Source organism: Pseudomonas cavernicola (genome assembly GCF_003596405.1).
GTDB lineage: Bacteria > Pseudomonadota > Gammaproteobacteria > Pseudomonadales > Pseudomonadaceae > Aquipseudomonas > Aquipseudomonas cavernicola.
Window position 1 is genome coordinate 1 of the sequence record NZ_QYUR01000003.1, and the last position, 19,855, is coordinate 19,855.

Consider the following 19,855-nt stretch of genomic DNA (forward strand, 5'->3'; position numbering starts at 1 on the left):
TGGGGCGGGCTGCGGATCATGCGCTACAACTCGCTGCGCATGCTCTCCGGCGCCCAGGATGGGCGCTGCGCAAGGACGCGATGATCTACAAAGCTGTTCTGGTCCAGCTGGCACGCCAACCTCGGCAAGCTGGCGATGGACGTGCTCGGCGCCGAGGCCGAGCTGATCGAGGCGGCGCCTTACCAGCTCAACCGCCTGCAGTCGCTGTACCTGTTCACTCGCTCCGACACGATCTACGGCGGCAGCAACGAAATCCAACGCAACATCATTGCCGAACGCGCCCTGGGGATGCCGAAAGAGCCCCGCGTTCGCGCCTGAATCTGGCCTGAGGAATCTGAAAATGCTCAATCCGACCTACGTGCCCGGGCACCAGTTGCTGCACGGCAAGTCCGTTCTGATCACCGCCGCCGCTGGCGTCGGCATCGGTTTTTCCGCCGCGCTGCGGGCCGCCGAGGAAGGCTGCCGGGCGCTGATGATCAGCGATATCCATGAAGGCCGGCTGCAGGAGGCCGCGTTGAAGATCCGCGAGAAAACCGGGCTCGACCAGGTTTTCACCCAGGTCTGCAACGTCACCGATGAACAGCAGGTGCAGGCGCTGGTCGCCGCCGCCGAACGCGACCTGGGTGGGGTCGATGTGCTGATCAACAACGCCGGCCTCGGTGGCTCGCGGCTGCTGGTGGAGATGCCGGACGAGGAGTGGCAGCGCGTGCTGGACGTGACCCTCACCGGCACCATGCGCATGACCCGCGCCATGCTGCCAAAGATGATCGAGCGCCAGGCCGGGGCCATCGTCAACAACGCCTCGGTGCTCGGCTGGCGCGCGCAGAAAGAGCAATCGCACTACGCCGCGGCCAAGGCCGGGGTGATGGCGCTGACCCGTTGCGCCGCAGTCGAGGCCGCCGAGCATGGCATCCGCATCAACGCGGTGAGCCCGAGCATTGCCCTGCATGACTTCCTGCGCAAGTCCGCACCGCAAGCCGTATTGGAAAAGCTCGCCGCGAACGAGGCCTTTGGCCGCGCCGCAGAAGTCTGGGAAGTGGCCAACGTGATGATGTTCCTGGCCAGTGATTACAGCTCCTACATGACCGGTGAAGTCTTGTCGGTCTCTAGCCAGAGGGCCTGAGCATGTGCCGAGTATTCGAAACGCCGTTCGCCCTGCACGAGGCGGTTGGCCAGACGCTGGGTGTCAGCGACTGGCTGCAGGTGGAACAGGAGCGCATCGACCTGTTCGCCGAGGCGACAGGTGATCACCAGTGGATTCACGTCGATCCCGAGAAAGCCGCCCAGGGCCCGTTTGGCACCTGCATCGCCCACGGCTACCTGAGCCTGTCGCTGGTCAACCTGTTCCTGCCGCAGATCGTCGAGGTTCGCGGGATTTCCATGGGGGTGAACTACGGCTGCGACCGCCTGCGCTTCCCCAATGTGCTCAAGGTCGGCGCCCGCGTGCGCGGCAGCGCCGAGCTGGTGGGGGTCGAGGAGATCAAGGGCGGCGTGCAGGCTTGCATTCGCGTCAGCGTCGAGATCGAGGGCGAATCGCGCCCGGCCTGTGTGGTGGACACCATCAGCCGCTATTACCCCGAGTAGGGAATACCGAACCCGTAGGGTGGGCTTTAGCCCACCAGGGGCATTGTTCGGTGGGCTGAAGCCCACCCTACGAATACGCCCTGCCTAATCCGAGGAAAAAGACATGAAAGAAGCCGTAATCGTCTCCACCGCCCGCACGCCGATTGGCAAGGCCTTTCGTGGCGCCTTCAACGACACCGAGGCGCCCGTGCTGGGCGGCCATGTGGTGCGTGAGGCCGTACGCCGCGCCGGTATCGAGCCGGGCGAAGTGGACGACGTGCTGATCGGCGCCGCAGCGCAGCAAGGTACCCAGTCCTATAACCTCGGCCGGCTCTGTGCGATTGCCGGCGGTTTGCCCTCGACGGTGGCCGGCATGGCCTTGGAGCGTCAGTGCGCTTCCGGCCTGATGAGCATCGCCACCGCGGCCAAGGGCATCATTTGCGACGAAATCGACATCGCCGTGGCGGGCGGGCTGGAGTCCATCTCCCTGGTGCAGAACAAGCACAAGAACCTCTACCGCAACCAGTCCAATGCGGTGCTTGAACTCGATCCGACGGCCTATATCCCGATGATCGAGACCGCCGAGATAGTCGCCGCGCGCTATGGCATTTCGCGCGAGGAACAAGACGAGTACAGCTACCACAGCCAGATGCGCACTGCCCTGGCGCAAAGCGCTGGGTTGTTCGATCTCGAACTGGCACCGCTGACCAGCCGGCAGGCGCTTTTCGACAAGGCCAGCGGCGAGACCCGTTACGAGGCTGTGACCTTGCAGCGCGACGAGTGCAACCGCGCGAGCACCACCCGCGAGAGCCTGGCGGCGCTGGAACCTGTGTGGCAGGGCGGGCAGTGGACGCAGGCGGGCCGCTTCATCACCGCCGGCAACGCCTCGCAGTTGTCCGACGGCGCCTCGGCCTCGGTGCTGATGAGCGCCAAGCTGGCCGAGCAGAAGGGCCTGGAGCCGCTGGGTATCTATCGCGGCCTGGCCGTGGCCGGCTGCAACGCCGACGAGATGGGCATAGGCCCGGTTTATGCGATCCCCAAACTGCTCAAGCGCCATGGCCTGAAGATGGATCATATCGGCCTCTGGGAACTCAACGAAGCCTTTGCCTGCCAGGTGCTCTATTGCCGCGACACCTTGGGCATCCCCGATGAACGACTGAACGTCAACGGCGGCGCCATTTCCATCGGCCACCCGTTCGGCATGTCCGGCGCACGCATGGTTGGCCATGCCCTGATCGAGGGTAAACGCCGCGGCCTGCGCTATGTGGTGGTGAGCATGTGCATCGGTGGCGGCATGGGCGCCGCGGCCTTGTTCGAGGTGGCGTAGAGCGGACATGGCGGAGCCTTGTCCGCAGGGGCGAGGCTGCGCTGACTAGTCGCACGTCGGGTTAATTCGTTGTCACAGTTGCCACGCTGGGTTTCGCCAAAAACGGCTCTACCCAGCCTACGCCCTGAAGGAGGATTCATGATCACGCCTGAACAAGTGCAGCAATGCATGGCGCGCTATGTCGAACTGGTGGATGCCGGTGATATCGATGGCATAGTCGCGCTCTACGCGGCGGATGCGGTGGTGGAAGACCCGGTCGGCAAGGCGCCGATCAGCGGCATAGCCGCGATCGCGACCTTTTACCGTGAGGGCCTCGGCAAGACCAAAGCCTCCGCCAGCCTGACCGGCCCGGTGCGGGCCACGGTGAATGGCTGCGGCGCCATGCCGTTTCGCGTCGATCTGAACTGGGGCGGACAGCTGTGCTCGATCCAGGTGATCGACGTGATGGAGTTCAACGCCGACGGCAAGATCCGTTCGATGAAAGCCTACTGGAGCGATGCCAACCTGGAACTGCGAGGTGAGGCATGAGCCTGGAGCAGCGCATCGTCCGGCTGGAGGCGCTGGAGGCGATCCGCCAACTGAAGCACCGCTACCTGAATGCCTGCGACCTGAAGCAGGTAGACAGCATCCGCGACTGCTTCGCCGAAGGCGAGGTGCTAATCGACTATGGCCCGCTGGGGACCTTTCGCGAGCGCGAGAGCTTCGTCGCGCTGTACCGGGAACTGGCCTGCCATGACTCGGTGATCGACCTGCATCACGGCGCCAATCCGGAGATCGAGCTGCTGTCGGCGACCGAGGCGTCGGCGCGGTGGGCGCTTTGGTATTTCAATATCGACGCCAACAGCGGCGCCACCCGCCAGCTCGGTGGTTTTTACCAGGATCGCTATCGGCTGACAGGGAGCGGCTGGAAGATAGTCGAGACGCGCTTTAGCGCCCATTCACAGACCAGCGGCAGTGCTGGCTAAAGGGTTCTGGCTTTTGTAGGAGCGAGCTCTGCTCGCGATCCGGGTAACGGCTGATTCGCGAGCCCAGAAGCTGCCAGCACTGGCCGCTGGTCTGTGAATGGGCGCTAAAGCGCGTCTCGACTATCTTCCAGCCGCTCCCTGTCAGCCGATAGCGATCCTGGTAAAAACCACCGAGCTGGCGGGTGGCGCCGCTGTTGGCGTCGATATTGAAATACCAAAGCGCCCACCGCGCCGACGCCTCGGTCGCCGACAGCAGCTCGATCTCCGGATTGGCGCCGTGATGCAGGTCGATCACCGAGTCATGGCAGGCCAGTTCCCGGTACAGCGCGACGAAGCTCTCGCGCTCGCGAAAGGTCCCCAGCGGGCCATAGTCGATTAGCACCTCGCCTTCGGCGAAGCAGTCGCGGATGCTGTCTACCTGCTTCAGGTCGCAGGCATTCAGGTAGCGGTGCTTCAGTTGGCGGATCGCCTCCAGCGCCTCCAGCCGGACGATGCGCTGCTCCAGGCTCATGCCTCACCTCGCAGTTCCAGGTTGGCATCGCTCCAGTAGGCTTTCATCGAACGGATCTTGCCGTCGGCGTTGAACTCCATCACGTCGATCACCTGGATCGAGCACAGCTGTCCGCCCCAGTTCAGATCGACGCGAAACGGCATGGCGCCGCAGCCATTCACCGTGGCCCGCACCGGGCCGGTCAGGCTGGCGGAGGCTTTGGTCTTGCCGAGGCCCTCACGGTAAAAGGTCGCGATCGCGGCTATGCCGCTGATCGGCGCCTTGCCGACCGGGTCTTCCACCACCGCATCCGCCGCGTAGAGCGCGACTATGCCATCGATATCACCGGCATCCACCAGTTCGACATAGCGCGCCATGCATTGCTGCACTTGTTCAGGCGTGATCATGAATCCTCCTTCAGGGCGTAGGCTGGGTAGAGCCGTTTTTGGCGAAACCCAGCGTGGCAACTGTGACAACGAATTAACCCGACGTGCGACTAGTCAGCGCAGCCTCGCCCCTGCGGACAAGGCTCCGCCATGTCCGCTCTACGCCACCTCGAACAAGGCCGCGGCGCCCATGCCGCCACCGATGCACATGCTCACCACCACATAGCGCAGGCCGCGGCGTTTACCCTCGATCAGGGCATGGCCAACCATGCGTGCGCCGGACATGCCGAACGGGTGGCCGATGGAAATGGCGCCGCCGTTGACGTTCAGTCGTTCATCGGGGATGCCCAAGGTGTCGCGGCAATAGAGCACCTGGCAGGCAAAGGCTTCGTTGAGTTCCCAGAGGCCGATATGATCCATCTTCAGGCCATGGCGCTTGAGCAGTTTGGGGATCGCATAAACCGGGCCTATGCCCATCTCGTCGGCGTTGCAGCCGGCCACGGCCAGGCCGCGATAGATACCCAGCGGCTCCAGGCCCTTCTGCTCGGCCAGCTTGGCGCTCATCAGCACCGAGGCCGAGGCGCCGTCGGACAACTGCGAGGCGTTGCCGGCGGTGATGAAGCGGCCCGCCTGCGTCCACTGCCCGCCCTGCCACACAGGTTCCAGCGCCGCCAGGCTCTCGCGGGTGGTGCTCGCGCGGTTGCACTCGTCGCGCTGCAAGGTCACAGCCTCGTAACGGGTCTCGCCGCTGGCCTTGTCGAAAAGCGCCTGCCGGCTGGTCAGCGGTGCCAGTTCGAGATCGAACAACCCAGCGCTTTGCGCCAGGGCAGTGCGCATCTGGCTGTGGTAGCTGTACTCGTCTTGTTCCTCGCGCGAAATGCCATAGCGCGCGGCGACTATCTCGGCGGTCTCGATCATCGGGATATAGGCCGTCGGATCGAGTTCAAGCACCGCATTGGACTGGTTGCGGTAGAGGTTCTTGTGCTTGTTCTGCACCAGGGAGATGGACTCCAGCCCGCCCGCCACGGCGATGTCGATTTCGTCGCAAATGATGCCCTTGGCCGCGGTGGCGATGCTCATCAGGCCGGAAGCGCACTGACGCTCCAAGGCCATGCCGGCCACCGTCGAGGGCAAACCGCCGGCAATCGCACAGAGCCGGCCGAGGTTATAGGACTGGGTACCTTGCTGCGCTGCGGCGCCGATCAGCACGTCGTCCACTTCGCCCGGCTCGATACCGGCGCGGCGTACGGCCTCACGCACCACATGGCCGCCCAGCACGGGCGCCTCGGTGTCGTTGAAGGCGCCACGAAAGGCCTTGCCAATCGGCGTGCGGGCGGTGGAGACGATTACGGCTTCTTTCATGTCTTTTTCCTCGGATTAGGCAGGGCGTATTCGTAGGGTGGGCTTCAGCCCACCGAACAATGCCCCTGGTGGGCTAAAGCCCACCCTACGGGTTCGGTATTCCCTACTCGGGGTAATAGCGGCTGATGGTGTCCACCACACAGGCCGGGCGCGATTCGCCCTCGATCTCGACGCTGACGCGAATGCAAGCCTGCACGCCGCCCTTGATCTCCTCGACCCCCACCAGCTCGGCGCTGCCGCGCACGCGGGCGCCGACCTTGAGCACATTGGGGAAGCGCAGGCGGTCGCAGCCGTAGTTCACCCCCATGGAAATCCCGCGAACCTCGACGATCTGCGGCAGGAACAGGTTGACCAGCGACAGGCTCAGGTAGCCGTGGGCGATGCAGGTGCCAAACGGGCCCTGGGCGGCTTTCTCGGGATCGACGTGAATCCACTGGTGATCACCTGTCGCCTCGGCGAACAGGTCGATGCGCTCCTGTTCCACCTGCAGCCAGTCGCTGACACCCAGCGTCTGGCCAACCGCCTCGTGCAGGGCGAACGGCGTTTCGAATACTCGGCACATGCTCAGGCCCTCTGGCTAGAGACCGACAAGACTTCACCGGTCATGTAGGAGCTGTAATCACTGGCCAGGAACATCATCACGTTGGCCACTTCCCAGACTTCTGCGGCGCGGCCAAAGGCCTCGTTCGCGGCGAGCTTTTCCAATACGGCTTGCGGTGCGGACTTGCGCAGGAAGTCATGCAGGGCAATGCTCGGGCTCACCGCGTTGATGCGGATGCCATGCTCGGCGGCCTCGACTGCGGCGCAACGGGTCAGCGCCATCACCCCGGCCTTGGCCGCGGCGTAGTGCGATTGCTCTTTCTGCGCGCGCCAGCCGAGCACCGAGGCGTTGTTGACGATGGCCCCGGCCTGGCGCTCGATCATCTTTGGCAGCATGGCGCGGGTCATGCGCATGGTGCCGGTGAGGGTCACGTCCAGCACGCGCTGCCACTCCTCGTCCGGCATCTCCACCAGCAGCCGCGAGCCACCGAGGCCGGCGTTGTTGATCAGCACATCGACCCCACCCAGGTCGCGTTCGGCGGCGGCGACCAGCGCCTGCACCTGCTGTTCATCGGTGACGTTGCAGACCTGGGTGAAAACCTGGTCGAGCCCGGTTTTCTCGCGGATCTTCAACGCGGCCTCCTGCAGCCGGCCTTCATGGATATCGCTGATCATCAGCGCCCGGCAGCCTTCCTCGGCGGCCCGCAGCGCGGCGGAAAAACCGATGCCGACGCCAGCGGCGGCGGTGATCAGAACGGACTTGCCGTGCAGCAACTGGTGCCCGGGCACGTAGGTCGGATTGAGCATTTTCAGATTCCTCAGGCCAGATTCAGGCGCGAACGCGGGGCTCTTTCGGCATCCCCAGGGCGCGTTCGGCAATGATGTTGCGTTGGATTTCGTTGCTGCCGCCGTAGATCGTGTCGGAGCGAGTGAACAGGTACAGCGACTGCAGGCGGTTGAGCTGGTAAGGCGCCGCCTCGATCAGCTCGGCCTCGGCGCCGAGCACGTCCATCGCCAGCTTGCCGAGGTTGGCGTGCCAGCTGGACCAGAACAGCTTGTAGATCATCGCGTCCTTGCGCAGCGCCCCATCCTGGGCGCCGGAGAGCATGCGCAGCGAGTTGTAGCGCATGATCCGCAGCCCGCCCCAGGCGTCGGCCAAACGCTGACGCAAGATTGGATCACGAGCAGCGCCATTGGCCTTGGCGATGGCGATGATCTCGTTCAGCTCATTCTGGAACTGCATCTGCTGGCCGAGGGTCGACACGCCACGCTCGAAGCCGAGCAACGCCATGGCGATCTTCCAACCCTCGCCGGGCAAACCGACGATGTTGCTCGCGTCGGTTTCGGCATCATCGAAGAACACCTCGTTGAATTCCGAAGTACCAGTGAGCTGCTCGATCGGTCGTACCGTGATATTCGTCTGCGCCATCGGAACCAGGAGGAACGACAGGCCGTGATGACCGACGCTGCCCGGCTCGGTGCGGGCGATCACGAAGCACCAGTCGGACTCGTGGGCCAGCGAGGTCCAGACCTTCTGCCCATTGATCCGCCATGTGCCGCTAGCCTGATCCAGCACCGCGCGGGTCTTGACGTTGGCCAGGTCGGAACCGGCGCCCGGCTCGGAATAACCCTGGCACCAGAACTCGCTGCCGTTGACGATGCCCGGTAGAAATTTGCGCTGTTGCTCCGCGTTGCCGAAGGCGGCGATGGTCGGTCCGGCCAGGCCCTCACCGATATGCCCCATGCGCCCCGGCCCACCGGCGCGGGCGTATTCCTCGTGAAAGATCACCTGCTGGCTGATCGACAGGCCGCGCCCGCCGTGCTCCGGCGCCCAGCCCACGCAGGTCCAGCCGCCCGCGGCGAGCGTGCGCTCCCAGGCTTTGCGCTCTTCAGGGAACATGTGTTCGTCGCCCGGCCCGCCGCGAAAGCGCAGCGGCTCGAATTCCCCACAGAGGTGGTCCGCCAGCCAGCCGGCGACTTCCTGGCGGAAGCACTCGTCTTCCGTGCTGAAACTGATCTTCATGGCTGCTCCCCCAGTGGCTGTTCATCCAGCAGCGCGACGGCGATCCGCTCGCGGTGCAACGCTGGCGCGCCGAGAAAGCTTTCAGTGGCGCGAGCGCGTTTGAAGTAGAGGTGCGGGTCGTATTCCCAGGTGAAACCGACGCCGCCGTGCAGCTGGATCGACTCCGCCGCGCAGTGGAAGAACGCCTCGGAGCACTGCGCCTTGGCCAACGCCGCCGCCAGCGGCAGTTCGGTCGTGACCTGCGCGTCGCCCGCCGGATCGAGCAGCTCCTGCGCCACGCAGGCGGCGTAATAAGCCGCCGAACGCGCGCACTCGACTTGCAGCATCATGTCTGCCGCGCGGTGCTTGAGTGCCTGGAAGCTGGCGATGGGACGGCCGAACTGCTGGCGTTCCTGCATGTAGGCGACGCTCAGGTCGAGAACCTGTTGAGCGCCACCGGTCTGCTCGGCGGCCAGGCCGATGCAAGCCAGTTGAAGGATGCGTTCGAGTTGCGGCCAGGCCGTACCAAGCTCGCCCATCAGGCAATCGGCACCGAGATACACATTGTTCAGTTGCAACCGCGCCTGTCGACGGGTCTGGTCCATGGTCGGCAGCGCGTGGCGCTCGATGCCAACACTGTCGGCCGCCAGGGCGAACAAACTGACTCCCGCCTCGCCCGTCGAGCCAGGGGTTCTGGCGGCGACGATCAGCAGGTCGGCGCTGTGTCCATCGAGCACGTAATTAAGGGTGCCATTGAGCACGAAGCCCTCGCCTTCCGCGAGTGCAGTGGCCTGCACCGTCTCGGCATCCCAACGGTTGGCGCTGGTGAAAGCCAAGGTGCCGGTGATGCTGCCCTCGGCGATGCGTGGCAGCCAGTCGGCTTTCTGCCGCTCGCTGCCGGCCAGCAGCAGCGCCGGGGTGGCCAGGCAGGCGGTGGCAAAGAACGGCGAACAAAGCAGGCGTCGGCCCATCTGTTCCAGGAGTATTGCCAGCTCGACATAGCCCAGGCCCAGGCCGCCGTACTCCTCGGGGATATGGATCGCCGGCCAGTACATCTCGCCACATAGGCGCTGCCAGAGTTCGCGGTTATAGCCATGCTCACTGGCCATCGCCGCCCGCACCGCTGCGGAATCAGACACATCCGCGAGAAAGCTCTCGGCGGACGCGCGAATCATTTCCTGCTCGTCGCTGAACGCAAATTCCATAGGTGCGCCTTCTGCTCGTCTGGCGGGGCGAATACGGCTACGCCCCCATCGCGAGAGAGTCTGGAGGCTCAGGGTAATTGCGGAATCGTTACCGCTGCCTAGTCCGAATGGCCGATGCCGGAGCGTCCTGCCCCTGGTCGGCCAAGTACTCACCGAGTCCCCTTCCCAACCCGCACGGCGCCACCATCCACACCGCCCTCCGCGACCTCACCCAAGGCGACCACTCCATCGCCGTCGATAAGCGCGGCTTGGCGTGACGGCTGGGGGGAGTTTGCGGTTGACGGCTAAGCGTCACTGAGATCGGGCCCGAAACGCAGGGCGTACTCGCCCGTTAGGGCAATGTGCCGGGTGGACTGCGCAATGAGATAGGCCTGCCTATGTGGCAGGCAGAAATCGGCCAGGAGCAGAAAGTCAGTAGTGTCTGCGAAACACAGGGCGATTCATTTATGGCTCCCAAGAAACTCCTCAATGGGTGGGTTTTCCACCTATCGAGGTGTCCGGGAAATTAGACCGCTACACTCCAGGCCATGGAGCCCTGCCGCACCTACGAGGCGTCTTTCCAAGTTCTATTCTCTTGGAGGGAGGAGAAATCGATGCGTGACTATTACGATTTGGGTACATACAGCCGGCCGGTGACGACGAACTCGTCGGAGGCTCAGGTCTGGTTCGATCGTGGTTTGCTATGGTGCTACGGCTACAACCACGAAGAGTCCATACATTGTTTCCGCAAGGCAGCCGAACACGATAAAGGTTGCGCGATGGCCTATTGGGGCATCGCGTATGCCTCCGGTTCGAACTACAACAAGAAGTGGGAGGCATTTGCAGAGGAGGAATTGAAGGAGGCCGTGGCCGATGCGCGCCGGGCGACGGAAGCTGCGCTGGCGCGTATGGACGGTGCAACGCCAGTGGAGCAGGCGCTAATCCGGGCACTGGAGCAACGCTACCAGTCGGATCAGGTGGTGAGCCATGCCGAGCTCTGCACCTGGAACGATGCCTACTCGGCGTCAATGCGGGGTGTCTACGCCGCCTTTCCCGACGATCTTGATGTCAGCGCGCTGTTTGCCGAGGCGATGATCAACCGCACGCCCTGGCAGTTATGGGACCTCAACAGCGGCGCACCGGCGCAGGGCGCGGATACGCTTGAGGCGGTGGCCGTGCTGGAACAGACGCTGCGGCTGATGGACGAACGCGGGGATGCGCCGCACCCGGGCGTGCTGCACATGTATGTTCATACCATGGAGATGTCGCCCCACCCGGAACGGGCGTTGCGGGCCTGCGATGCCCTGCGCGATCTGGTGCCGGATGCGGGACATTTGCGCCACATGCCGTCGCATATTGACGTGCTCTGCGGCCATTACTATGCGGGGATGGTTACCAATAGCAAGGCGATCCTGGCCGACCGAAAATATCTAGAACGGGAAGGGCCACTCAACTTCTACACCCTCTACAGAAGTCACAATTATCACTTCAAGCTCTATTCGGCGATGTTTCTCGGTCAGTACCGCCCGGCCCTGGAAGCAGCCAATGAACTGATCGCGACCATTCCGGAAGAACTGCTGCGCGTGACGCAGCCGCCTATGGCCGACTGGGTGGAAGGCTTTGTAGCGATGAAGGTGCACGTGCAGGTACGGTTTGGCAGGTGGCAGGAGATTCTTGCCGAACCCCTGCCCGACGACCCGGAGCTGTACAGTGTGACGACGGCGATGCTCCATTACGCCAAAGGGGTGGCGCACGCGGCTGGGGCGCAGATAGCAGCCGCAGAAGCAGAGCAACAACGCTTCCTTGACGCGTTCGCCCGGGTGCCGGAGACGCGGTACATCTTCAACAACAAATGCACGGATATTCTGGCGATTGCCGCCGCCATGTTGCGGGGGGAAATCGAGTATCGCAAGGGCAAACACGACAGCGCCTTTGCCCATCTGCGCCAGGCGGTGAAACTGGACGACGGCCTGCCCTATGACGAGCCGTGGGGCTGGATGCAGCCGGCCCGGCATGCGTTGGGTGCGCTGCTTCTGGAGCAGGACCGGGTAGAAGAAGCAGCGCAAGTTTATCGGGCCGATCTGGGGCTGGACAATACGCTCAGTCGGGCGTCCCAGCATCCGGACAATGTGTGGAGTCTGCACGGGTATGTGGAGTGTCTGCACCGACTTGGCAAGCACGCGGAAGCGACGGCCGTGCAGACCCGCCTCGATCTGGCTATGGCCCGGGCCGATGTGGAGATCAGTGCGTCCTGTTTTTGCCGGGTTGGAGATGGCTGCTGCAAGTGATGCCCATCTGCGGTGCATCGAGACGACTGATGGCTCCCACGCTCCAGCGTGGGAGCCCCAGCCCGCGACGCTCTGCGACGCAAATCAACAGGTGGACGCTGGAGCGTCAAGAGATGCGTTCCCACGCAGAGCGTGGGAACGATCAAAATACCGCGCGGGTTTCACCCGCCGTCCAACTATAGGAGCGGTTTTATCCGCGATGGGATCGCACCCAGTAGAAAAAGCATCGCGGATAAATCCGCTCCTACACCCCGCTTAACTTCGCGCTGGCTGCTTTTGTGGAAGCGGATTTATCCGCGAAACGGTACGAGTAGCGCCTACAGGGGCCGGGGCTTAGCTGCCATACACCTTCTGCGCCGGCACGGCCTGGGTCATCAGTTGCTCCACCGCCGCGCCGACCTCGGCCGCCAACCAACGACCGCCCTTGTCCAGCTCCGGGCCTTTGCGCCAGCCATCGGCGATCGACAGCTTGCCGCCCTCGACCTCGAACATCCGCCCACTGACCGCCTGCGACTCTTCCGAGCCGAGCCAGACCAGCAGCGGCGCGACGTTTTCCGGGGCGAAGTAGTCGAAGCCCTCTTCCGGCTTCTTCATCACCTCGGCGAACACCTGCTCGGTCATGCCGGTGCGGGCGGCCGGGGCCAGGGCGTTGGCGGTGATGCCGTAACGGCCCAGCTCGGCAGCCTGCACCAGGGTCAGGGCGGCGATGCCACCCTTGGCGGCGGCGTAGTTGGACTGGCCGATGGAACCTTGCAAGCCGGCGCCGGAGCTGGTGTTGATGATCCGCGCGCGGACCTGGGCGCCGCCCTTGGCCTGCTCGCGCCAGTACTGGACAGCATGGCTGGCGATGCAGAAATGACCCTTGAGGTGCACCGACATCACCGCGTCCCAGTCCGCTTCAGTCAGGCTGGCGAACATGCGGTCGCGGCAGATGCCGGCGTTGTTCACCAGCACGTGCAGATCGCCGAAGCTCTCGACGGCCTGGCGCACTATCAGCGCGGCGTCATCGTAGCGGGTGATGTCGTTGCTGTTGGCAACTGCCTCGCCGCCTTGCGCGTGGATTTCAGCGACCACGACTTGCGCCGCTTCGAGGTTGATATCGTTGACCAGCACCTTCGCGCCTTCGGCGGCGAAGGCCAGCGCATAAGCCTTGCCCAGCCCGCCGCCGGCGCCGGTGATGATCACTACACGGTCTTTGCAAATTGCCATTGTTGTTCTCCGGGAATTCAGGGGTTGCATGGTTCGTTAATCCCCCCTCCCTTGCTTCATAAAAGAAAGGGAGAGGGGAGCAAAGCGGGGCTTGTTTATTGGGTCCCCGCCTGCGCGAGGACGACGGTGGTGGCGGAGAGTTTCCCTGCACCACGTCATTCCCGCGGAGGCGGGAATCCAAAGAACCGTAGGGTGGGCCTTGGCCCACCGTTCACGACCGCTGGTGGGCTGAAGCCCACCCTACCGCGCTTCAAAGCCGTTCGATGATGGTCACGTTGGCCTGCCCGCCGCCTTCGCACATGGTCTGCAGGCCGTAGCGGCCGCCACTGCGTTCCAGCTCGTGCAGCAAGCTGGTCATCAGGCGAGTACCGGTGGCGCCGAGCGGATGGCCGAGGGCGATGGCGCCGCCGTTGACGTTGGTCTGCTCGTGCGGATAGCCGGTCTCTTTCAGCCAGGCCATGGCCACCGAGGCGAAGGCTTCGTTGATCTCCACCCGGTCGATCTGATCCAGGCTCATGCCGGCGCGTTTGAGTGCGTAGGCGGTGGCCGGAATCGGCGCGGTAAGCATCCAGACCGGGTCTTCGGCGCGCACGCTGAGGTGTTGGATGCGCGCCCGCGGGGTCAGGCCGTAGCGCTTCAGTGCCGCCTCCGAGACGATCAACATAGCGCTGGCGGCGTCGCAGGTCTGGCTGGAGACTGCCGCGGTAACCCGGTCGCAGCCGAACAGGAAGTCCAGCTCGGCCATCTTCTCGAGGCTGGTCCGGCGCGGGGTTTCGTCATGCTGCACGCCGGCCAGCGGGACGATTTCGCGGGCGAAGCGGCCCTCCTCGATGGCGCGCAGGGCGCGGTTGTGGGACTCCAAGGCATAGGCTTCCAGCTCGGCACGGGACAGCCCCCACTTCTCGGCGATCATCTGCGCCGAGCGGAACTGGGTCGGCGGCTGCTTGCCGTACCGCTGTACCCAGCCTTCCGAGCCGGTGAAAGGATCGGTAAAGCCTAGCGGCTCGGCAGCGGTCATCGCCGAAGAGATCGGGATCTGCGTCATGGTCTGCACGCCACCGGCGATCACTACATCCTGGGTACCGCTCATCACCGCCTGCGCGGCGAAATGCACGGCCTGCTGCGAGGAACCGCACTGGCGGTCGATGGTGGTGCCCGGCACCTCCTGCGACAACCCGGCAGCCAGCCAGCTGGTACGGGCGATGTCGCCGGCCAGCGGACCGATGGTGTCGACGCAACCGAAGATCACGTCATCGTACTCGTGATCGGGAATGCCGTTGCGCTCGACCAGTGCGCGCAGCACGTGCGCACCCAGGTCGGCGGCGTGGATGTGGCTCAGGCCACCCTTGCGCCGACCGGTAGGGGTACGGACGGCGTCGACTATGTAGGCTTCGGGCATTTGGATACCTCGGTTGAAGATGGTTGAAGGCGATGCCCCTCTCCCCAGCCCTCTCCCGTAAAACGGGAGAGGGGGCTGTCCGTGCCTTCATAACATTCCGCACAGACCGCTTGTCTCCCCTCGCCCATTCATGGGAGAGGGGCCGGGGGAGAGGGTTAGAAGGTCTGGCCGGCACCCAGGCTGATATCCCCGTCGAACAACGCCGCCCGAATCCGCGCCTTGTGCTGGCCGCGGTCGCCCCAGACCTTGTCCAGGGCCCAGGCGCGTTTCATAAACAGTTGCAGGTCGACCTCCCAGGTGTAGCCCATGGCGCCATGGGTCTGGATGGCGTTCTTCGCCGCCAACAGCGCGGCCTCGGCGCAAACCAGCTTGGCGTGGGATACCTGCACATCCTGCCCCGGCAGACTGTGGGCGACCGCGTAGGCGGCGCGGTACAGCGGCCCCTTGGCGAACTCGATCTGCACCGCGACGTTGGCCATCAGGTGCTTGACCGCCTGGAAGGAGCCGACCGGCTTGCCGAACTGCTTGCGCTCGAAGCTGTAGTCCACCGCCAGATCGACCATGCGCTTGGCCAGGCCCAGCAACTGGGCAGCCGTGCCCAGAGCACCGCGATTGAAGGTCGCAGCCCACAGCATCCGGCCCTGCTCGGCTTCGGCGACGCAGGTGGCGGCACTCGGCGTCCAGTCGACACGAAACAGCTGCCGGCTGGGGTCGACCGACTCGTTACGGGTCAGGCTCACCACCGAACGCGGCACGGCGTGCACTTCGTCGCCGTGGGCCAGCAACAACAGGTCGGCGACCTGAGCGTCGGCCACCAGTTGATTGCCCGGCTGGCCCACCGCCAAGCGCGCTCGGCCCTCGGCCACCCGCGTCAGCCACTCGCTCTTGAGAGCCAGATGCGTATCGTCCAAGGCGGTGAGCAGCGGCACGCCGACCAACATGCTGTCCACTAGCGGTTCCGGCAGGCCGGCATAGCCGCACTCCTGGGCCAGCAGGACGAAGTCCAGCTCGTTCAGACCCAAGCCGCCGAAGGCTTCCGGCACGCTCAGGGCGGTCAGGCCCAGTTCGACCAATTGCGCCCAGAGCTCGTCGCTGCGGCCGCTGTCGGTTTGCCAGAGTTCGCGGATGCGCTCCGGGGTGACCTCGTTAGTCAGGAAGCTCCTGACGTTGGCCTGAAACAGCAGTTGATCCTGGCTAAAGCTAAAGTCCATCGTCTGGTCCTCAAGCGCGGGGCATGCCAAGCATGCGTTCGGCAATGATGTTGCGCTGAATCTCGTTGGTACCGGCGTAGATCGGCCCGGCCTGGGCGAACAGGAAACCGTCCAGCCAGTGACCGACCTCGCCTGCGTCAGGCGCCCCCGGCAGCAGTTCGGCGCGCACACCGAGAATGCTCATGGCGGTCTCGTGTATGCGCTGGTCCAGCTCGGACCAGAAGATCTTGTTGGTCGAGGACTCCGGGCCGATCTTGCCGCCCTGCACCAGGCTCGAGGCGGTCATATAGGTGGCCAGCGTGTAGGCCTCGGCATCCAGGTAGGCGCGCATCACCGCCTCGCCGATGGCCGGGTCGCGGTCGGCCTCCTCGCGGTTGGCCAGGTACAGCTCCACCAGACGGCGGGCGCTTTCCTGGAAGCGCGCCGGCGAGCGCAGCATCAGGCCGCGCTCGAAACCGGCGGTGGACATCGCCACATGCCAGCCCATGCCTTCGCCGCCGAGCACGTTCTGCACCGGCACCTCGACGTCGTCGAAGAAGATTTCGGCGAAACCCGGCAAGCCATTGAGCTGCGGGATCGGCCGCACCGTGATGCCCGGGCTGTCCAGCGGCAGCAAAATAAAAGTCAGACCGTTATGGCGGCTGGACTGCGGATCGGTACGGAAGATGCCGAACAGCCAGTCAGCCCAGACCGCGCGGGTCGACCAGGTCTTCTGGCCGTTGATGATGTACTTGTCGCCGACCCGCTCGGCCTTGGCGCGGATCGCCGCCATGTCGGAACCGGCGCCCGGCTCCGACCAGCCCTGGGCCCAGATGTCTTCGCCGGTGGCCATGCGCGGCAGGAAGCGCGCCTTCTGCTCCTCACTGCCGAACTCCATCAGGGTCGGGCCGAGCAGGAAGATGCCGTTCTGGTTGACCCGTGCCGGAGCCCCGGCGCGGTAATACTCTTCCTCGAAAATCAGCCACTCGATCAGATCGCAGCCGCGCCCGCCCAGCTCGGTCGGCCAGGTCACCATGCCCCAGCGGCCCTCATTGAGCTTGGCCTCCCAGGCGCGGTGCTGGCCGAAGCCGGCTTCGGTGTCGAAGGACAGCAGCGGCTCGCTCGGTACGTTGGCCGCCAGCCAGGCGCGCACCTCGGCGCGGAAGGCCTGCTGGCCCGGTGTATAGGTCAGTTCCATGGAGTGGTCTTCCTAGCCGTTGAAGTGGGCACTGCGTTTTTCCACGAAGGAATCGCGCGCCTCTTGAGAGTCCAGCGAGCGGTAGGCTTCGAGGGTGAAGCCCTGCTCCCAGCGGTATTTGTCTTCCAGGTTGCCGTCTTCGATGCCGTTCAGCGCCTCCTTGGCCAGAGCGATCATCGCCGGGCTCTTGGCAGCGATCTGACGAGCGATCTGCAGTGCCGCCTCGCGCAGGTCTTCGCGCTTGACCACCCGCTCCACTGCGCCCAGGCGGTAGGCCTCGGCGGCGTCGATCATCTCGCCGGTGAAGTACATGTGGCGCACCTTCTGCACCGGGAACAGGCGCTGCAGGTGCGCACCACCGCCCATCGCACCGCGGTCCACCTCGGGCACGCCGAAGCGTGCGCAGTCGGAGGCGACCAGAATGTCCGCCGCGCCGCAGAGGCCGATGCCGCCGCCGAGGACGAAGCCATGCACCGCGACTATCACCGGCTTGGGATTGCGGTGGATGGCCTTGAAGCTGTCGTAGTTGCCCTTGTTCACCGCGACTATCAGGTTGCCGTCGGCGGCCAGTTCCTTGATATCCACCCCGGCGCAGAAGCCGCGGCCCTCGGCGCGGATGACGATCACCCGCACGGCGGCGTCGCGGCCGAGGGCTTCGATTTCGCTGGCGATATCCGCCCAGCCCTGGCAGTTGAAGGCGTTCACCGGTGGCCGGTCGAACACCAGCTCGGCGATGCCGGTGTCGATGCTGACGCTAAAGGGTTTGTTCATTAGGTTGTCCTTTCAGGATGCTCGGCGGCACAGCTCGGCCAGGCGCGCTTCGGCTTCCCGGACTATCTGGCCAATCAATTCTTCGCAGCTCGGCAGGCTGTCTATGCTTGCGGCAATTTGCCCGGCGGGCAGCACGCCTTGGGCCGGCAGGCCCTCGACCATGGCCTTCTGGATCACCATCGGCGCATTGGCGGCCATGATGGTCTGGGCCGCCGTCAGCTCGCCGGCGCCGCGCATCTTCAGTGCGCTGCCGAGCAGCTGGGTCAGGCTCATGCCGCTGTGCTTGCGGTAGGCCAAGCCGCTCTTCAGCGCCAGCAGCAGGCGCTGCAGGCCACCCGACTGCTCCAGCTGGTTGAGCAGTTCGTTGCGGATCATCCGTTGCGGCATGCCGTCGATGGCGCGGCTGACGATGATCGCCGCCGGGTCGCGCACCGCCAGATAGCGCGCCAGCGTGGCGTGCGGCACCGGGCTGTCGGCGCTCATCAGAAAGCGCGTGCCCATGGCAATGCCTTCGGCGCCATAGGCCAGGGCCGAGACCAGCCCGCGCCCATCCTTGAAGCCGCCAGCGGCGACTACCGGCACCGAAACCGCGTCCACTACCTGCGCCAGCAGCAGCGAGGTGGGTACCGAGCCGGTATGCCCGCCGCCCTCGCCGCCTTGCACGGTGACCGCGTCGGCGCCCATCTCGACCGCCTTCAGCGCGTGCTTCAGGGCACCGACGGTGGGAATGCAGACCACTCCGGCGTCCTTCAGGCGGGCAATCATCTGCTTGCCCGGCGAGCGGCTGTAGCTGACCGCCTTGACCTTATGACGCAACACCAGCTCGACGATTTCGCCGGCGTTGGGCTGATACATGTGGAAGTTCACGCCGAACGGCTTATCGGTCAGGCGCCGGGTTTCGACAATCGCCGCCTCCATCCGCTCGGGTTCGATGGTGGCACCGGCGAGGAAGCCGAAGCCGCCGGCATTGCCGGTGGCCGCCACCAATTTAGGGTCGGCGACCCAGCCCATGGCAGTCTGGATGATCGGGTAGCGGCAGCCGAGCAGTTCGGTCAGGCGGGTATTCAGGGAGACCATCATCACGCCTCCGTCGCTTTGCGTTGTGAGCTGGCCATGGCCTTGGCGTCATAGCCGCCAAGCTTGTCGCCGGAAGTCAGCTCGTTGTGCACGTGGGCGAAGTGGTGCAGGCCGAACACCATGTCCATGGTGGCGCGCTTGCCCATCAGGTCCTCGGCGTTATTCACCGCCTGCTTGCTCAGTTGCAGGCCGAGGCGCGGCATTTGCGCGATGCGCCCGGCGACGTCCAGCGTCACGTCCTCCAGCACGTCGCGCGGCACCACCTTGTTGAGCATGCCCATCTGGTAGGCGCGTTCGGCCGACATGCGCTCGCCGAGGAAGAGGAACTCCTTGGCGATGCGCGGGTTCAGCTCGTGCACATGGGCGAAGTACTCCACCCCTGGAATGCCCATGCGCACCACCGGATCGGCGTAGTAGGAATCATCCGAGGCGACTATCAGGTCGCAGACCCAGGCCAGCATCAGGCCGCCGGCGATGCAGGCGCCCTGGACCATGGCGATGGTCGGCTTGGGCATCTCGCGCCAGCGCCGGCACATACCGAGGTAGACCTCCTGCTCACGGGCGTAGAGAAACTCGCCGCCGGGTTTGTTGACGTGGTCGTACCAGAGGCTGGCGCGCTCGAAGCTCTGGTTCACATCGCGCCCTGGGGTGCCGATGTCGTGGCCGGCGGAGAAGTGCTTGCCGGCGCCGCGTAGCACTATGACCTTCACCGCGTCGTCGTCGCAGGCGCGGCGGAAGGCGGCGTCCAGCGCATAGGTCATCCGCGAGTTCTGCGCGTTGTGGTACTCGGGGCGGTTCATGGTGACGAGGGCGATAGCGCCGCGCACCTCGTAGAGCACCACCTCGACCTCTTGATCGTTCTGCTCGCTCATTGACTGCTTCTCCGGCAAGGCGGGACTTCTTG

20 protein-coding genes and 1 pseudogene are annotated in these 19,855 nt (G+C 64.7%); 7 read left to right on the top strand and 14 right to left on the bottom strand.

What is annotated here, in order from left to right; all coding sequences use genetic code 11:
* The 6 genes and pseudogenes from D3879_RS14195 to D3879_RS14220 form a co-directional block, all read left to right on the top strand.
* A pseudogene (locus D3879_RS14195) lies at positions 1–318 on the top strand (acyl-CoA dehydrogenase family protein); the annotation flags it as partial.
* Positions 319–340: 22 nt separating this feature from the next.
* Complete coding sequence (locus D3879_RS14200) at positions 341–1,123, top strand: SDR family oxidoreductase (RefSeq protein WP_119954982.1); 783 nt, start codon at positions 341–343, stop codon at positions 1,121–1,123.
* Positions 1,124–1,125: 2 nt separating this feature from the next.
* On the top strand, positions 1,126–1,584 hold the full coding sequence (locus D3879_RS14205; RefSeq protein ID WP_119954983.1) for a MaoC family dehydratase: 459 nt from the start codon (positions 1,126–1,128) through the stop codon (positions 1,582–1,584).
* Positions 1,585–1,687: 103 nt separating this feature from the next.
* Positions 1,688–2,890 carry an acetyl-CoA C-acyltransferase gene (locus D3879_RS14210; protein ID WP_119954984.1) on the top strand — a complete coding sequence of 401 codons (1,203 nt, stop codon included), beginning with the start codon at positions 1,688–1,690 and terminating at the stop codon, positions 2,888–2,890.
* Positions 2,891–3,028: 138 nt separating this feature from the next.
* Positions 3,029–3,418, top strand: a complete 390-nt coding sequence (locus D3879_RS14215; protein ID WP_119954985.1) for a steroid Delta-isomerase — start codon at positions 3,029–3,031, stop codon at positions 3,416–3,418.
* A complete protein-coding gene (locus tag D3879_RS14220) occupies positions 3,415–3,855 on the top strand; it encodes a nuclear transport factor 2 family protein (protein ID WP_119954986.1) in 441 nt (146 codons plus the stop codon). Before D3879_RS14215 ends, D3879_RS14220 begins: the two co-directional genes overlap by 4 nt.
* On the opposite strand, the gene D3879_RS14225 is transcribed toward D3879_RS14220, so the two are convergent.
* From D3879_RS14225 to D3879_RS14255, 7 genes are all read right to left on the bottom strand, one after another.
* Positions 3,818–4,366, bottom strand: a complete 549-nt coding sequence (locus D3879_RS14225; RefSeq protein ID WP_119954987.1) for a nuclear transport factor 2 family protein — start codon at positions 4,364–4,366, stop codon at positions 3,818–3,820. The genes D3879_RS14220 and D3879_RS14225 overlap by 38 nt on opposite strands.
* On the bottom strand, positions 4,363–4,752 hold the full coding sequence (locus D3879_RS14230) for a steroid Delta-isomerase (RefSeq protein WP_119954985.1): 390 nt from the start codon (positions 4,750–4,752) through the stop codon (positions 4,363–4,365). Before D3879_RS14230 ends, D3879_RS14225 begins: the two co-directional genes overlap by 4 nt.
* A gap of 138 nt (positions 4,753–4,890) precedes the next feature.
* Complete coding sequence (locus D3879_RS14235) at positions 4,891–6,093, bottom strand: acetyl-CoA C-acyltransferase (RefSeq protein WP_119954984.1); 1,203 nt, start codon at positions 6,091–6,093, stop codon at positions 4,891–4,893.
* Between the two features lie 103 nt (positions 6,094–6,196).
* Complete coding sequence (locus D3879_RS14240; protein WP_119954983.1) at positions 6,197–6,655, bottom strand: MaoC family dehydratase; 459 nt, start codon at positions 6,653–6,655, stop codon at positions 6,197–6,199.
* A 2-nt stretch (positions 6,656–6,657) separates the two neighbouring features.
* Entirely contained in the window at positions 6,658–7,440 is a 783-nt protein-coding gene (locus D3879_RS14245; RefSeq protein WP_119954982.1) for an SDR family oxidoreductase, read from the bottom strand.
* Positions 7,441–7,462: 22 nt separating this feature from the next.
* A complete protein-coding gene (locus tag D3879_RS14250) occupies positions 7,463–8,656 on the bottom strand; it encodes an acyl-CoA dehydrogenase family protein (protein WP_119954988.1) in 1,194 nt (397 codons plus the stop codon).
* Positions 8,653–9,840, bottom strand: a complete 1,188-nt coding sequence (locus tag D3879_RS14255) for an acyl-CoA dehydrogenase family protein (RefSeq protein ID WP_119954989.1) — start codon at positions 9,838–9,840, stop codon at positions 8,653–8,655. The genes D3879_RS14250 and D3879_RS14255 overlap by 4 nt, the downstream gene beginning before the upstream one ends.
* A gap of 593 nt (positions 9,841–10,433) precedes the next feature.
* Between D3879_RS14255 and D3879_RS14260 the strand changes: the two genes are divergently transcribed.
* On the top strand, positions 10,434–12,107 hold the full coding sequence (locus tag D3879_RS14260; RefSeq protein WP_119954990.1) for a hypothetical protein: 1,674 nt from the start codon (positions 10,434–10,436) through the stop codon (positions 12,105–12,107).
* Positions 12,108–12,440: 333 nt separating this feature from the next.
* On the opposite strand, the gene D3879_RS14265 is transcribed toward D3879_RS14260, so the two are convergent.
* From D3879_RS14265 to D3879_RS14295, 7 genes are all read right to left on the bottom strand, one after another.
* Positions 12,441–13,316, bottom strand: a complete 876-nt coding sequence (locus D3879_RS14265) for an SDR family oxidoreductase (RefSeq protein ID WP_119954991.1) — start codon at positions 13,314–13,316, stop codon at positions 12,441–12,443.
* Positions 13,317–13,566: 250 nt separating this feature from the next.
* A complete protein-coding gene (locus tag D3879_RS14270; RefSeq protein WP_119954992.1) occupies positions 13,567–14,715 on the bottom strand; it encodes an acetyl-CoA C-acetyltransferase in 1,149 nt (382 codons plus the stop codon).
* Positions 14,716–14,870: 155 nt separating this feature from the next.
* Entirely contained in the window at positions 14,871–15,926 is a 1,056-nt protein-coding gene (locus D3879_RS14275) for an acyl-CoA dehydrogenase family protein (protein ID WP_119954993.1), read from the bottom strand.
* Between the two features lie 10 nt (positions 15,927–15,936).
* Positions 15,937–17,103 carry an acyl-CoA dehydrogenase gene (locus D3879_RS14280; protein ID WP_119954994.1) on the bottom strand — a complete coding sequence of 389 codons (1,167 nt, stop codon included), beginning with the start codon at positions 17,101–17,103 and terminating at the stop codon, positions 15,937–15,939.
* Positions 17,104–17,115: 12 nt separating this feature from the next.
* Positions 17,116–17,874, bottom strand: a complete 759-nt coding sequence (locus D3879_RS14285; RefSeq protein WP_119954995.1) for an enoyl-CoA hydratase family protein — start codon at positions 17,872–17,874, stop codon at positions 17,116–17,118.
* Positions 17,875–17,886: 12 nt separating this feature from the next.
* A complete protein-coding gene (locus tag D3879_RS14290) occupies positions 17,887–18,954 on the bottom strand; it encodes an NAD(P)H-dependent flavin oxidoreductase (RefSeq protein ID WP_119954996.1) in 1,068 nt (355 codons plus the stop codon).
* The gene (locus tag D3879_RS14295; protein WP_119954997.1) at positions 18,954–19,823 is read right to left on the bottom strand and encodes an enoyl-CoA hydratase; all 870 of its coding nucleotides are present in this window, start codon (positions 19,821–19,823) and stop codon (positions 18,954–18,956) included. The genes D3879_RS14290 and D3879_RS14295 overlap by 1 nt, the downstream gene beginning before the upstream one ends.
* Positions 19,824–19,855 lie beyond the last annotated feature (32 nt).

Excerpts from the sequence above, each read along its gene's own strand:
- D3879_RS14200 (WP_119954982.1), top strand. The coding sequence starts at position 341 with ATGCTCAATCCGACCTACGTGCCCGGGCACCAGTTGCTGCACGGCAAG.
- D3879_RS14205 (WP_119954983.1), top strand. The coding sequence starts at position 1,126 with ATGTGCCGAGTATTCGAAACGCCGTTCGCCCTGCACGAGGCGGTTGGC.
- D3879_RS14210 (WP_119954984.1), top strand. The coding sequence starts at position 1,688 with ATGAAAGAAGCCGTAATCGTCTCCACCGCCCGCACGCCGATTGGCAAG.
- D3879_RS14215 (WP_119954985.1), top strand. The coding sequence starts at position 3,029 with ATGATCACGCCTGAACAAGTGCAGCAATGCATGGCGCGCTATGTCGAA.
- D3879_RS14220 (WP_119954986.1), top strand. The coding sequence starts at position 3,415 with ATGAGCCTGGAGCAGCGCATCGTCCGGCTGGAGGCGCTGGAGGCGATC.
- D3879_RS14225 (WP_119954987.1), bottom strand. The coding sequence starts at position 4,366 with ATGAGCCTGGAGCAGCGCATCGTCCGGCTGGAGGCGCTGGAGGCGATC.
- D3879_RS14230 (WP_119954985.1), bottom strand. The coding sequence starts at position 4,752 with ATGATCACGCCTGAACAAGTGCAGCAATGCATGGCGCGCTATGTCGAA.
- D3879_RS14235 (WP_119954984.1), bottom strand. The coding sequence starts at position 6,093 with ATGAAAGAAGCCGTAATCGTCTCCACCGCCCGCACGCCGATTGGCAAG.
- D3879_RS14240 (WP_119954983.1), bottom strand. The coding sequence starts at position 6,655 with ATGTGCCGAGTATTCGAAACGCCGTTCGCCCTGCACGAGGCGGTTGGC.
- D3879_RS14245 (WP_119954982.1), bottom strand. The coding sequence starts at position 7,440 with ATGCTCAATCCGACCTACGTGCCCGGGCACCAGTTGCTGCACGGCAAG.
- D3879_RS14250 (WP_119954988.1), bottom strand. The coding sequence starts at position 8,656 with ATGAAGATCAGTTTCAGCACGGAAGACGAGTGCTTCCGCCAGGAAGTC.
- D3879_RS14255 (WP_119954989.1), bottom strand. The coding sequence starts at position 9,840 with ATGGAATTTGCGTTCAGCGACGAGCAGGAAATGATTCGCGCGTCCGCC.
- D3879_RS14260 (WP_119954990.1), top strand. The coding sequence starts at position 10,434 with ATGCGTGACTATTACGATTTGGGTACATACAGCCGGCCGGTGACGACG.
- D3879_RS14265 (WP_119954991.1), bottom strand. The coding sequence starts at position 13,316 with ATGGCAATTTGCAAAGACCGTGTAGTGATCATCACCGGCGCCGGCGGC.
- D3879_RS14270 (WP_119954992.1), bottom strand. The coding sequence starts at position 14,715 with ATGCCCGAAGCCTACATAGTCGACGCCGTCCGTACCCCTACCGGTCGG.
- D3879_RS14275 (WP_119954993.1), bottom strand. The coding sequence starts at position 15,926 with ATGGACTTTAGCTTTAGCCAGGATCAACTGCTGTTTCAGGCCAACGTC.
- D3879_RS14280 (WP_119954994.1), bottom strand. The coding sequence starts at position 17,103 with ATGGAACTGACCTATACACCGGGCCAGCAGGCCTTCCGCGCCGAGGTG.
- D3879_RS14285 (WP_119954995.1), bottom strand. The coding sequence starts at position 17,874 with ATGAACAAACCCTTTAGCGTCAGCATCGACACCGGCATCGCCGAGCTG.
- D3879_RS14290 (WP_119954996.1), bottom strand. The coding sequence starts at position 18,954 with ATGATGGTCTCCCTGAATACCCGCCTGACCGAACTGCTCGGCTGCCGC.
- D3879_RS14295 (WP_119954997.1), bottom strand. The coding sequence starts at position 19,823 with ATGAGCGAGCAGAACGATCAAGAGGTCGAGGTGGTGCTCTACGAGGTG.